This is a genomic window from Hydrogenophaga sp. FG152, assembly GCF_057809615.1.
Genome location: NZ_JBMDKH010000011.1, coordinates 54,093 through 66,915, shown reverse-complemented (window position 1 = coordinate 66,915; position 12,823 = coordinate 54,093). Strand labels below are relative to the sequence as shown.

Here is a 12,823-nt window from a genome sequence, read left to right as displayed (position 1 = left end):
GGGTGGCTCACTCCTCAAGCAAGGAGCGCAGCATCCAGGCCGTCTGCTCGTGCACCGTCAGGCGCTGGGTCAGCAGGTCGGCGGTGGGCTCGTCGCCCGCCTTCTCCACCACGGGGAACAGCTGGCGCGCGGTGCGCGCCACCGCTTCGTGGCCCTGCACCAGGATGCGCACCATCTCCAACGCCTTGGGCGGCGTGGCCGGCACATCGGGCACCGAGCTGAGCTTGCCGAACTGCGCGTAGCTGCCCGGCGCCGCGTGGCCCAGCGATCGGATGCGCTCGGCCACTGGATCGACCGCGTTCCACAGCTCGGTGTACTGGGTCATGAACATCGTGTGCAACGACGTGAACATCGGACCGGTCACGTTCCAGTGGAAGTTGTGCGTGGTCAGGTACAGCGTGTAGGTGTCGGCCAGCAGCTGCGACAGGCCCTTGGCGATGGCGGCGCGGTCCTTCTCGCCGATGCCGATGTTGATCGCGGGTGCGGTGACAGTGCCTCGGGGTTTGGCCATGGTGTGCTCCTTCGGATGGTGAATGGAAAGAAAAACTACGACAGGCGTTTGACGCCCGGCAGCTCGCAGGCGTAGATGGCGTTGCGCAGCTCGGCGATGGCCTCGTAGCGCGTGAAGCTGCGCCGCCAGGCCAGCACCACACGCCGCGTGGGCGCCTCGCCCTGGAACGGCAGGTAACGCACGTAGGACGAATCGCCGAAGTCCTGGCCCGGCGCGGTCGCGCCGTCCAGCGCGGACGAAGGCACCGAAAGGCGCGGCACCAGCGTCACGCCCATGCCGGCAGCGACCATGTGTTTGATGGTCTCCAGCGAGGAACCTTCGAAGCTCTTGCGGATGCCTTCGGCATCGTTCGAGAAGCGCGCGAACTCGGGGCAGACCTCCAGCACGTGGTCGCGGAAGCAGTGGCCCGTGCCCAGCAGCAGCATGGTTTCGCGCTTGAGCTCCTCGTTGGTGATGTGCGCCTGCTTCGCCAGCGGATGCGTGTGCGGCACGGCGGCCAGGAAGGGCTCGTCGTACAGTGGCGCGATCGCGAGGTTGGTGTCGGGAAAGGGTTCGGCCAGGATGGCACAGTCGATCTCGCCCAGGCGAAGCTGCTCCAGCAGCTTGACGGTGAAGTTCTCCTGCAGCATCAGTGGCATCTGCGGCGTGCGGTCGATGACGTGGCGCACCAGGTCGGGCAGCAGGTAGGGGCCGATGGTGTAGATCACGCCCAACCGCAGCGGCCCGGCCAGCGGGTCCTTGCCGCGCTTGGCGATCTCCTTGATGGCGGCGGCCTGCTCCAGCACGGTCTGCGCCTGGCGCACGATCTCCTCGCCCAGCGGCGTCACCGCGATCTCGGTGGCGTTGCGCTCGAAGATCTTGAGCTCGAGTTCCTCTTCCAGCTTCTTGATGGCCACCGACAGCGTGGGCTGCGACACATAGCAGGCCTCGGCGGCCTTGCCAAAATGCCTCTCCCTCGCCACGGCCACGATGTACTTGAGTTCGGTGAGCGTCATGGGGTGCTATTTTGCGCCCGTGGCCCGCGGCGTGCAGGGCGCCTCAGCCATTCACTCAGGCTTTCAGGTACTCGGCCTTGCCGCCGAGCCAGCGGGCAATGTGTTTTTCCGCCGCCGCCGGGTACTGGGTGAGCATCACCGGCGCGGCCTCGCGCGCCCAGTCGAGCAGGTGGGTGTCGGTCGCCAGGTCGGCAAAGCGCAGCAGCGGCGCACCCGACTGGCGAGCGCCCAGGAACTCGCCCGGGCCGCGGATCTCCAGGTCGCGGCGCGCGATCTCGAAGCCGTCGCTGGTGTCGGCCATGGCCTTCAGGCGCTCGCGCGCGGTCTCGCCCAGGCGCCCGCCATCGGGCGGCGTGTACATCAGCACACAGGCCGAGGCCGCCGCGCCGCGCCCCACGCGCCCACGCAGCTGGTGCAGTTGCGAGAGCCCGAATCGCTCGGCGTGTTCGATCACCATCAGCGAGGCGTTGGGCACGTCCACCCCGACCTCGATCACCGTGGTGGAGACCAGCACGCCCATCTGCCCCCCGGTGAAGAGCGACATCACGGCCTTCTTCTCCGCCACGGGCATGCGCGAGTGCAGCAGACCAACGAGCACCCCCGGCAGGGCCTGCGACAGCTCCGCATGCGTGGCGGTGGCGTTCGAGAGATCGATCGCCTCGCTCTCCTCGATCAGCGGGCAGACCCAGTACACCTGCCGCCCCTGCGCCACCTGGCTGCGGATGCGCTCGATCACCTCGGCGCGGCGGCTGTCGGCCACCACCTTGGTGACGATGGGCGTGCGCCCGGGCGGCAGTTCGTCGATGGTGGAGACATCGAGGTCGGCGTAGTAACTCATGGCCAGGGTGCGCGGAATCGGTGTGGCCGTCATCATCAACAGGTGCGGCTCCTGCTCGGTGCCGTCCTCCGCCACGCCCACCTTGCTGCGCAGCGCCAGCCGCTGCGCCACGCCGAAGCGGTGCTGCTCGTCGATGATGGCCAGCGCGAGACTCCTGAACACCACCTGGTCCTGGATGACGGCGTGCGTGCCCACCACCAGCGCGGCCTCGCCGCTGGCGATGAGGGCCAGCATCTCGCCACGCTGCTTTTTCTTCTGGCTGCCGGTGAGCCAGGCCACGCGCTTGCCCAGGGGCGCGAGCAAGGGCTCCAGCCAGCCGATGAGCTTGGCGAAGTGCTGCTCCGCGAGGATCTCGGTCGGCGCCATCAGCGCGCACTGCCAGCCCGCGTCGATGGCGATGGCGGCGGCCAGCGCGGCCACCACCGTCTTGCCCGAGCCCACGTCGCCCTGCAGCAGGCGGTGCATGGGCACCTGGCGCAGCAGGTCGCGCGCGATCTCCTCGCCCACGCGGCGCTGCGCGGCGGTGAGCGCGAACGGCAGCGTGCCCAGCAGCTGCTCGTGCAGGCCGCCCGGCGCGGCGCGCAGGGCCGGCGCGCGCAAGGCGGCGCGCTCCTGCTTGGCCGTGAACTGCGAGAGTTGCTGCGCCAGCAGCTCTTCGGCCTTGAGGCGCTGCCAGGCCGGGTGGCTGCGGTCTTCGAGCGCGTCGATCGACACGTCCGCCCCCGGGTGGTGCAGGTACTGCAGCGCATCGCGCAAGGTCCAGGTGCCGCGCACCACGGCCTGCAGGCCGCCCAGCAGCGCGGGCGGCAAGGTCTCGCTCAGGTCGGCGCGCTTGAGGCCGCTGGCCACGGCCTTGCGGAGGTAGGCCTGCGGCAGCTGCGCGCTGGTGGGGTAGACGGGGGTGAGCGCGTCGGGCAGCTCGCCACCGGCCGCGTGGAACGCCGGGTGCACCATGGTCCAGCCCAGGAAGCCGCCGCGCAGCTCGCCGCGCACCCGCACCCGCTCACCCACCGCCAGCGTCTTCTGGTGCGCCGGGTAGAAGGTGAAGAAGCGCAGCGTGCAGGTGTCGGTGCCGTCGTCCAGCGTCACCAGCAGCTGGCGGCGCGGGCGAAAACTGATCTCGCTGTTCGTCACCGTGCCTTCGATCTGCGCCAGCTGACCGTCGCGCGCGCCGCGCAGGGTGACGATGCGGGTCTCGTCTTCGTAGCGCAGGGGCAGGTGCAAGGCCAGGTCGATGTCGCGCACCAACCCGAGCTTGTGCAAGGCCTTCTGAGGGGCAGACAGGGGCTTGCGGGCAGGGGTGGCGTCGGGCATGGGACAATTCTGCCCGGTTCCCAACCCCACCCTTTCACTTGGCACGGGCCTTGTTCGGCCCTCAAGCAGCATGACCGCTTCTTCCTTCCCCGACACCGTCGCGCGCCCTTTCACCGTCGCCGACTTCGACTTCCCCCTCCCCCCCGAGCTGATCGCCCAGCACCCCGCACCCGAGCGCAGCGCCTCGCGCCTGCTCGACGGCACCGGCCCCGCGCCGGTGGACCGCGTGTTCCGCGACTTGCCCGCCCTGTTGAACGACGGCGACCTGCTGGTGTTCAACGACACCCAGGTCGTCAAGGCGCGCCTCTTTGGCCAGAAGGCCAGCGGCGGCCAGCTGGAAATGCTGATCGAGCGCGTGTTGCTGCCGGACGAGGCCAGCGACGGCACGGCGCACGAGGTGGTGGCCCACCTGCGCGTGAGCAAGAAGCCCCGGCCCGGCGGCCGCCTGCACATGGCCGGCGGCCTGACGGGCGGCGGGTTCGACGCGGTCTTTCTCGGCCGCTGGCCCGACGAGCAGGGCCAGCTGTTCCGCTTCCGCCTGCACGGCCCGGCCGGAGAAACGCCCTACGAGCTGATGGCGCGCCACGGCCACGTGCCGCTGCCACCCTACATCACCCACGCCGACGAGGCCGACGACGAGCGCCGCTACCAGACGGTGTTCGCGCGCGTGCCCGGCGCGGTGGCCGCGCCCACCGCCGCCCTGCACTTCGACGAGGCCGTGCTGGCCGCGCTCGAAGCGCGCGGCGTGCGCCGCGCCAGCGTCACCCTGCACGTGGGCGCGGGCACCTTCGCGCCCATGAAGGCCGGCCGCATCGAAGACCACGTGATGCACCACGAGCGCTACGCCATTCCCCCAGAGACGCTGCAAGCCATCGGCGATTGCCGCGCGCGCGGCGGGCGCGTGGTGGCGGTCGGCACCACCACCGTGCGCACGCTGGAGAGCTGGGCGCGCTCGAACGAGACGCAGGGCGACACCAACATCTTCATCACCCCGGGCTTCGGCTTCCGCGTGGTGGACCTGATGGTGACCAACTTCCACCTGCCGCAGTCCACGCTGATGATGCTGGTCAGCGCCTTCGCCGGCTACGACCGCATCCGCGCGCTGTACGAACACGCCATCGCCAGGCGCTACCGCTTCTTCAGCTATGGCGACGCCATGCTGCTGCGCCGCGCCTGAGGCCCCCCACCATGCGCCCCCTTCTCCTGGCCCTGCTCGCCCTGCTGCTGCCACCCGCCGCGCCGGCCGCCCAGCCCCTGTATGCGGCCAAGGGCCGTTGCGACGGCCACCCGGGCATCGCGTTGAAGGTGCCCGATGGCTGGTGCGCGGGCCTGGTGGCCGATGCGCGCGATGGCCTGCGCATGCCGCGCCGCCTGCTGGCCGTGGCGCCGCACCGCTTCTGGATCGTCGACATGGGCAACTGGGAGCCGCGCCGAGGCCGCCTGCTGGAGCTGCGCACCGACCTCGCGCGCGGCGAGGCCGGGCGCGTGCGCGTGCTCGCCAGCGGCCTGGACCGCCCGCACGGCCTGGCCCTGGGGCCGGACGGCCGCGTCTACATCGGCGAAGCCGGCACCGTGTGGCGCACGCCCGTGGGCGACGCGGTGCAGCGGCAGGACGTGATCACCGGCCTGCCCACCGGCGGCGCGCACCCCCTCAAGGAACTGGCCTTCACGCCCGATGGCCGCCTGCTGGTCAACCTGGGCTCGGTCACCGACGCCTGCCGGGGCGACGACCAGCAACAGCCCCACCCCTGCCCCGAACTCACCGGCCCGCAGCCGCGCGCCGCGGTCTACGTGGCCCGCTTCGGCGGTGCTGACTTCGCCCTGCAGAGCTTCCAGCCCCTGGCCACCGGCCTGCGCAACTCGCTCGGCCTGGCCAGCACGACCGCGCGCGACGGCGCGGTGCGCCTGTGGCAGGCCGAGAACTCGGTGGACTACACCGACGCGGCACTGCCCGCCGAGGAACTCAACGAGCTGAAGGACGGCGCGTCCTACGGCTGGCCCTACTGCGTGAGCGATGCGCGCGGCAAGGCCGTGCCAGCGCGCGGCTACGAAGGCCGGGCGCGCTGCGCCACGCACACGGCGCCCCACACGGCCTGGCCGGCGCACGTGGCCCCGCTGCAGCTGCTCAGTGCGCCCCAGGCCCTCACCACCGGGCCGTTCGCCGGCCGCCTGCTCGCCGTCTGGCATGGCTACCGCACGGGCGGCCACCGCGTCGTGGCCTGGCGGCTCGACGAACACGGCCGCCCTGGCGGCGCGCGCGAAGACCTCGTGAGCGGCTGGCACGCCCAGGCGGGCGTGCGCCCGCTGGGCACCCCCGCCGGCATCGCCCTCGATGCCGAAGGCCGCCTGTGGATCGTCGAGGACCGCAACCGCAGCGTGATCGTGATCGCGCCCAGCCCACCCTGAACACCCGTCCCACAAGAGACCCACCATGCTCCAGTTCGACCTGCTCACCACCGACCCGAACAGCCACGCGCGCCGCGGCCGCCTCACGCTCAACCACGGCGTGGTGCAGACCCCCATCTTCATGCCCGTGGGCACCTACGGCACCGTCAAGGGCGTGATGCCGCAAAGCCTGCACGACATGGGCGCGCAGATCATCCTGGGCAACACCTTCCATCTCTGGATGCGCCCGGGCCGCGAGGTGATGCAAAGCTTCGGCGGCCTGCACGCCTTCGAGCAATGGCACAAACCCATCCTCACCGACTCGGGCGGCTTCCAGGTCTGGTCGCTCGGCGCCATGCGCAAGATCACCGAGGAAGGCGTGACCTTCGCCTCGCCCGTCAACGGCGACAAGCTGTTCATGTCGCCCGAGGTCAGCATGCAGATCCAGACCGGGCTGAACAGCGACATCGTGATGCAGCTCGACGAATGCACGCCGTACGAGACGAACGGGCACCTCACCACCGAGACCGAGGCGCGCAAGAGCATGGAGATGAGCCTGCGCTGGGCCAAGCGCTCGCAGGACGAGTTCGCGCGGCTGGAGAACCCCAACGCGCTGTTCGGCATCGTGCAGGGCGGCATGTTCGAGCACCTGCGCCAGGAGTCGCTGGACGCGCTGGTGGCCATGGACTTCCCTGGTTACGCCATCGGCGGCGTGAGCGTGGGCGAGCCCAAGGAGCAGATGCTGCAGATCATGGCGCACACGCCGCACCGCCTGCCCGCGCACAAGCCGCGTTACCTCATGGGCGTGGGCACGCCTGAAGACCTGGTGCAGGGCGTGGCCGACGGCGTGGACATGTTCGACTGCGTCATGCCCACGCGCAACGCGCGCAACGGCACGCTGTTCACGCGCTTTGGCGACCTGAAGATCCGCAACGCGCGCCACAAGACCGACCACCAGCCGCTGGACGCCACCTGCACCTGCCACGCCTGCGCGGGCCAGAGCGGCGTGAGCTGGGCCGACGGCGGGCGCGACGGCTTCAGCCGCGCCTACCTGCACCACCTGGACCGCTGCGGCGAAATGCTCGGCCCCATGCTGACCACCATCCACAACCTGCACTACTACCTGAACCTCATGCGCGAGGTGCGCGAGGCGCTGGACGCCGGCACCTTCAGCGCCTTCCAGGCGAAGTTCAAGGCCGACCGCGCGCGCGGGGTCTAGCGCAGGGCGCCCGGGGCGCCGAATCCACTACAGTGGCGAATCCAACACCAAGGAGGAGGATTCCATGCCCAGACAACACATCCAGAAGCCCACGGGCGCCTTCGTGGCGGCCGCCTGGGCCGCCATGCTGGTCGGCGCCATCACGTACCTCTCGGGTCTGTGGAACGCCCAGATGCAGCTCAACGAGAAGGGCTACTACTTCACGCTGCTGATGTACGGGCTGTTCTCGGCCGTCTCGCTGCAGAAGTCCGTGCGCGACCGGCTCGAAGGCATTCCCGTGACCGGCATCTACTACGGCCTGTGCTGGCTGTCGCTGGGCCTGGCCGTGCTGCTGCTGACCGTGGGCCTGTGGAACGCCACGCTGGCCAACAGCGAAAAGGGCTTCTACGCCATGGCCTTCCTGCTCTCGTTGTTCGGTTCGGTCACGGTGCAGAAGAACATCCGCGACGCGGCCCAGTTCAAGACCGAAACGCCCATCGACGACGAAATCCCCACGGTGCGCTAAGCCTTCGGCGGCTCCGCGCGCGCCGCCGGTTCCCCACACGAATAGCAGTACCGCGCGAACGCGCTCTTGCGCGCCTGGCAGGCCGTGCAGTGGTTGTACAGTCCCATGCCGCAGTGCGGGCAGAAGTCGTTCTTCGGGTCCTTCAGGTCCACCGCGCGCTCGCAGCCCGGGCACACCCCCTTGGCCAGGCGGGTCTGCGCGAGGTCGTAGTCCAGCTCCTGGCGGCGCTGCCGGTCGGGCAAGGCCTCGGCCTGCTGCTGGCGCTCCAGGTAGCGCTGCAGCGCCTGGATGGCATAGCGCCCGCCGATCACGGTGAGCACGATGCCCACGATGTAGCGCACATAACCGCCATAGCTCGGCAGGTAGGGCACGAGCTCGACGAAGAACGCGAACAGCGCGAAAAAGATGAAGCCCCACACGAAAGGCCAGTAGGTGCTCTTGCGCTGCTTCGCGAACAGCCAGCCCGCCGCCACCAGCAGGGGCAGCGTGAGCGCCAGGCGGTAAAGGAACACGCGCAACTCCTGCGCGCGCTGGGCCGACTCGTAGGACTGCTGGGCGTCTTCCTGCATCTGCTGCAGCTCGGCCTGGGCCCGCTGCTGCACCTGCCGCGCGTCAAGCGCTGCCTGACGTTGTGACTCCACCGCCGCGAGCGCCTCGCGCTCGGCCTGGCGGTAACCGTCGAGCTGGCGCGTGCGCTCGATCAGCTCCGGGTCCTGCTCGGGCCGCTGCGTGGCCAGGCGGGTGTTCAGCCAGTTGCCGAAGGTGTCGCGTGCCGCGCGGTGGTTGGCCTGCGCGGCCTGGTGTTGAAGCTGCGCCTGATCGAGCGCGTCCTGGGCCTCGCGCGCCCTGCGTTGCGCGGTCTCGATGACCAGCCGGACCTGTGGCGCGCGCTGCGGGTCCAGAAAATCGTCGAGCGTGCGCTGCTGCTCGACCTGCGGCAGGTCGCCCACGATGGTGCTGCCCAGCCCCACCAGGAACCATGCGAACACGAAGGCCACCAGCCAGAGGCCCCGGTGGAACCACTTCTCCGACCAACGCAATGCCTTGCCCATGTTCAGTCCTCCAGAAAGCCGCATCGTTTCACAAAGCCAGCGCCTGCGGCGCGGACGCCATGCCGCTGCGCGCCAGCCATTCGAACACCGAGTCCACCGTCACGGTCTCGATGCGGTCGGCAAACCGCTTCTCGTTCGGGTGGTCGTCGAAGGCCACGTTGGCCGTGCCGGCGCGCGCGCCGAGCCGCGTGAACGCGCCCAGCTTGAGCGGGGTCGGCTGGTAGCCCTTGAACCGCAGCCAGGCCTGGGCCTGTTCGCGCGTGCCGACACCGCTTTCGGCCGCCATCGCCAGGGTTTCGATCGCCCACTGGTTGGACTGCTGGTAACGTTGACCCCAGGCGTAGCTCACCAGGTTGTAGGGCCGCGCGTGCAGGGCCACGGAACGCCGGGGGTCGTTCAACAGCTCGAACAGCGGCGCCTGCAGGGCCGGCGCCGGCACCACCCAGGCGGCCTCCTGGCGCCACAGGTCGTCCAGGAAAAACTCGCCCAGGCCCTGGCGGTACAGGTCGCCAGTGGCGGTGCCGCACTGGTTGAGCTTGTGCAGCACGCGCCAGGGCCCTTGCGCCGTCTTGTAGGCCCAGCCCAGGTGCGAGTAGCGCAGCTGGTACTTGCTCAGGTCCTGCCCGGCGCGGGCCAGCACCACCACGCGCGCGCCGCTGCGGGCGTGCTCGGCGTCCAGCGCCTGCGCGGTGCGCTGCGCCAGCGCCATGCCCTGCTCGATGGTGTGCGCAGTGAGCGGTTTCTGTTCGCAGGAGCGGCCGGCGTGGGCCACCGCCGTGAACATCAACGCGGCAGCGCATCCGCAAGCGAAACGCAGCGCGGCCTTCATGGCGTCACCCGTTCGTTGTGCAGCAGGGCGCGGCCCAGCTCGTTGGGAACGAAGGCCAGCACCTCGCCGGCCGCCGAGAGCAGCACGCCGGTGCCGATCACGCTGACCGCCACCACGGTGCCCACGCCGACCACCACGCCCGAGGCCGCGCGGCCGGCAACCTCCACGCTGGCGCGGGCGCCGTCGGAAGCGCGTTCCAGCACATACACCGTGCCGCGCGCGGTGCTCTCCACCGTCTTCACCACCAGCACCGCACCGGCGGTGGAGAACGCCACCGGCAGCACACTGACAGCCGCCGCGCCCGCCGAGGCGGTGGCGGCCACGGAGGCCACCGGCAACAGGGACAGCGCGGCCGAGGCCTCACTCTGCGCCCGGACCGGGGCGCTGGCCAGGGACAAGGCCAGGCAGGCGCTGGCGAGCAGCGACACCGATTTCAGTTTGAACGTGTTCATGGAAGGCTCCGGCTGGACAAGAAAAGAAGGGATGGATCGGTTCATTCGGCGGTGCCGGCGGTGCGTTCCTGCATCGCCTGCTGGCGGCCGCGAATCTGGGCCTCGCTCAGGTCGGCCTCGTGGCGGTCGCGCAGGGTCTTGGCCAGCGTGAACGCCGAGGTGACGAGGTAGAGCCAGCTCACCCCCAGATAGGCGCGGTAGGTGTCGTTGATCTCCATGCGCATCAGGCCCCAACCGGTCAGGCCCATGGCGACGGCAAAACCGCCCCAGACCACGATGCGCCACATCGGCGTTTCGGCTTCACCGCTGAGCGCGGCCTTCTGGCCATCGCGCACCGCCTTGGACAGCACGAACACGGTCGAGAGACAGAACACGTAGCCCATCACCATGAACGCGCGGTCCAGCGACTGCCCGGGCAGCCAGGCCAGGCCGGTGGCGCACAGGAAGACGGCGACACCGAACGACACCCACACCTGCAGTTGCCAGGCACGGGTGTCGCGCATCACGATGAGGGAAGAACGGTTCGAGGCCATGTGAAAACCCTTGGGGTTGTTGAGGAGCCGCGATGGTGCTGCGGCGCCCCTTCAAAAGACCAGGGAAACTCGACCTGTATCGAAAAATGGCTGAGCGGGTATCGCATGGCGATACCCGCTGGCGAAATCAGCGCAGCAGCTGGGCGACCCGCGCCTGCAAGGCCTCGGGCGCCACGGCCGAGGGTGGCATCGGTTCGCCCACGTTCAGCCCGACACGGTTGAACAGGCCGCGCCGGAACGGACGGACCATGGCGGTCTTCTCGCCGTGGCGCACCTCGACCCGGCTGAAGAAGGAGCCCCAGAGGTTGGTCAGCGCCATCGGGATCACCGGCACCTGCAGGCCGTCGGCCTCGGCGCGCTCGAGGATCTTCATCACGCCACCCTTGAAGGGCTGCAGCTGGCCGTCGGCCGTGATGCCGCCTTCGGGGAAGATGGCCAGCAGCTCGCCCTCGCGCAGCACGGCGGCGGCGGCCTCGAACGCGGCCTCGTAGGCCGCCGCGTCTTCCTTCTGCGGCGCGATCGGAATCGCCTTGGCCAGCCGGAACAGCGCGCCCAGCACCGGCACGCGGAAGATGCGGTGGTCCATCAGGAAGCGGATCGGGCGCGGGCTCGCGGCCATGAGCAGCACCGCGTCGACAAAGCTCACGTGGTTGCAGACGATCACGGCCGCGCCGTCGGTGGGGATGTGCATGTCGCCCGTGACCTTGAAGCGGTACACGCAGCGCGAAGCCACCCAGGCCACGAAGCGCAACAGGTACTCAGGCACCAGCATGAAGATGTAGAACGCCACCACCGCGTTGGCCAGGCCCACCAGCAGGAACATCTGCGGGATCGTGAAGCCCGCACCCAGCAGCGCCCCGGCAATCAGCGCGCTGGCGATCATGAACAGCGCGTTGAGGATGTTGTTGGCCGCGATGATGCGCGCGCGGTGCGTGGGCTGGCTGCGCATCTGGATCAGCGCGTACATCGGCACGCTGTACAGGCCGGCGAACAGGCTGAGCAGGGTCAGGTCGGCCAGCACGCGCCAGTGGCCCGGCACCGCCATGAACTCGGCCACGCCCTGGCTGGCCACCGGCGGCAGGCCGCGCGAGGCGAAGTACAGGTCAATGGCGAACACGCTCATGCCGATGGCGCCGAGCGGCACGAGGCCGATTTCCACGTGCCGGCGCGAGAGCACCTCGCACAGCAGCGAGCCGGTGCCGATGCCGACCGAGAACACGATGAGCAGCAGCGAGGCCACCTGCTCGTTGCCGTGCAGCACCTCCTTGGCGAAGCTCGGGAACTGGCTCAGGAAGACGGCGCCGAAGAACCACATCCAGCTGATGCCCAGCACCGAGCGGAACACCACCGTGTTGCCGTGCGCGAGTTTCAGGTTGCGCCAGGTCTCGGTGAAGGGGTTCCAGTTGATCTTCAGGCCGGGGTCGGTGGCGGGCGTGGCGGGCACGTAGTGCGACGTGACGCGGCCCAGGATGGCCAGGGCCACGCAGCTGAAGCCGACGTGGTGCGCGCCGATCTCGGGCACGGCGATGATCAGCCCGCCGGCCAGGTTGCCCAACAGGATGGCCACGAAGGTGCCCATCTCCACCATGCCGTTGCCGCCGGTGAGCTCGCGCTCGCCCAGGTGGTGCGGCAGGTAGGCGAACTTCACCGGGCCGAACAGCGTGGAATGCAGACCCATGAGGAAGGTGCAGGCCAGCAGCAGCACGATGTTCGTGCTGAAGAAGGCCCACGCGGCCAGGGCCATGATGAGCACCTCCAGCCGTTTCACGAAGACGATCAGCGTCTTCTTGTCGTATTTGTCGGCGAGCTGGCCGCTGGTGGCCGAGAACAGCAGGAAAGGCAGGATGAACAGGGCGCCGATCACCAGCCCGGCCAGGGTGGGCGGCAGCCAGGCCACCTGCAGCTGGTAGGTCACCAGCACGGTGAAGGCGAACTTGAACAGGTTGTCGTTCGCCGCGCCGAGGAACTGCGTCCAGAAGAAGGGCGCGAAGCGGCGCTGGCCGAGCAGCGCGAACTGGCCGCCTTCGTGGGCCGGGGCGTGCGACGGATGGGCCACGGCGGACGTGGCGGTGGATGGGCTCATGCGGATCTCCTCCTGTGGACTTGTGCGGCGGATTCTGCCGCACGGCGCAATGTGATGCTCCCCACCCCATACGGCATCACTTTCCGATACAGTCGATCCAGACCGAA

General features: G+C 69.6%; 12 protein-coding genes. 4 read left to right on the top strand and 8 right to left on the bottom strand.

All coding sequences use genetic code 11. From position 1 onward, the window contains the following. Positions 1-7: 7 nt before the first annotated feature. From ACODTB_RS14510 to recG, 3 genes are read right to left on the bottom strand one after another with little or no spacing between them, the layout of a single operon-like run. The gene (locus ACODTB_RS14510; RefSeq protein WP_291111885.1) at positions 8-511 is read right to left on the bottom strand and encodes a Dps family protein; all 504 of its coding nucleotides are present in this window, start codon (positions 509-511) and stop codon (positions 8-10) included. 35 nt (positions 512-546) lie between these two features. Further along, on the bottom strand, positions 547-1,506 hold the full coding sequence (locus ACODTB_RS14505; RefSeq protein WP_291111887.1) for a hydrogen peroxide-inducible genes activator: 960 nt from the start codon (positions 1,504-1,506) through the stop codon (positions 547-549). A gap of 55 nt (positions 1,507-1,561) precedes the next feature. Continuing rightward, positions 1,562-3,658 (bottom strand): ATP-dependent DNA helicase RecG, encoded by a 2,097-nt coding sequence (gene recG, locus ACODTB_RS14500; RefSeq protein ID WP_291111890.1) that lies wholly within the window; start codon positions 3,656-3,658, stop codon positions 1,562-1,564. Positions 3,659-3,728: 70 nt separating this feature from the next. Here recG and queA point away from each other — a divergent pair, with 70 nt between their 5' ends. The 4 genes from queA to yiaA all read left to right on the top strand — a co-directional run bounded on the left by queA (position 3,729) and on the right by yiaA (position 7,767). Then, the gene (queA, locus tag ACODTB_RS14495) at positions 3,729-4,835 is read left to right on the top strand and encodes a tRNA preQ1(34) S-adenosylmethionine ribosyltransferase-isomerase QueA (RefSeq protein WP_291111893.1); all 1,107 of its coding nucleotides are present in this window, start codon (positions 3,729-3,731) and stop codon (positions 4,833-4,835) included. An 11-nt stretch (positions 4,836-4,846) separates the two neighbouring features. Further along, complete coding sequence (locus ACODTB_RS14490; protein WP_291111895.1) at positions 4,847-6,064, top strand: PQQ-dependent sugar dehydrogenase; 1,218 nt, start codon at positions 4,847-4,849, stop codon at positions 6,062-6,064. Between the two features lie 25 nt (positions 6,065-6,089). Then, positions 6,090-7,262 carry a tRNA guanosine(34) transglycosylase Tgt gene (tgt, locus tag ACODTB_RS14485; RefSeq protein WP_291111899.1) on the top strand — a complete coding sequence of 391 codons (1,173 nt, stop codon included), beginning with the start codon at positions 6,090-6,092 and terminating at the stop codon, positions 7,260-7,262. 64 nt (positions 7,263-7,326) lie between these two features. After that, positions 7,327-7,767, top strand: coding sequence for an inner membrane protein YiaA (gene yiaA, locus ACODTB_RS14480; RefSeq protein ID WP_291111901.1), 441 nt, complete (start codon positions 7,327-7,329; stop codon positions 7,765-7,767). Here the strand turns inward: yiaA and ACODTB_RS14475 are convergent. The 5 genes from ACODTB_RS14475 to ACODTB_RS14455 form a co-directional block, all read right to left on the bottom strand. Then, entirely contained in the window at positions 7,764-8,819 is a 1,056-nt protein-coding gene (locus ACODTB_RS14475; RefSeq protein WP_488929432.1) for a serine endopeptidase, read from the bottom strand. The two genes, yiaA and ACODTB_RS14475, sit on opposite strands and share 4 nt — an antisense overlap. A gap of 28 nt (positions 8,820-8,847) precedes the next feature. Further along, positions 8,848-9,648: a DUF2145 domain-containing protein gene (locus ACODTB_RS14470; protein WP_291111906.1), complete on the bottom strand. Its 801-nt coding sequence runs from the start codon at positions 9,646-9,648 to the stop codon at positions 8,848-8,850. Continuing rightward, a complete protein-coding gene (locus ACODTB_RS14465) occupies positions 9,645-10,100 on the bottom strand; it encodes a hypothetical protein (RefSeq protein ID WP_291111909.1) in 456 nt (151 codons plus the stop codon). Before ACODTB_RS14465 ends, ACODTB_RS14470 begins: the two co-directional genes overlap by 4 nt. Before the next feature lie 41 nt (positions 10,101-10,141). Next, complete coding sequence (locus ACODTB_RS14460) at positions 10,142-10,633, bottom strand: YiaA/YiaB family inner membrane protein (protein WP_291111912.1); 492 nt, start codon at positions 10,631-10,633, stop codon at positions 10,142-10,144. Between the two features lie 127 nt (positions 10,634-10,760). Next, positions 10,761-12,716: an MFS transporter gene (locus ACODTB_RS14455; protein ID WP_291111914.1), complete on the bottom strand. Its 1,956-nt coding sequence runs from the start codon at positions 12,714-12,716 to the stop codon at positions 10,761-10,763. Between the last annotated feature and the right edge of the window lie 107 nt (positions 12,717-12,823).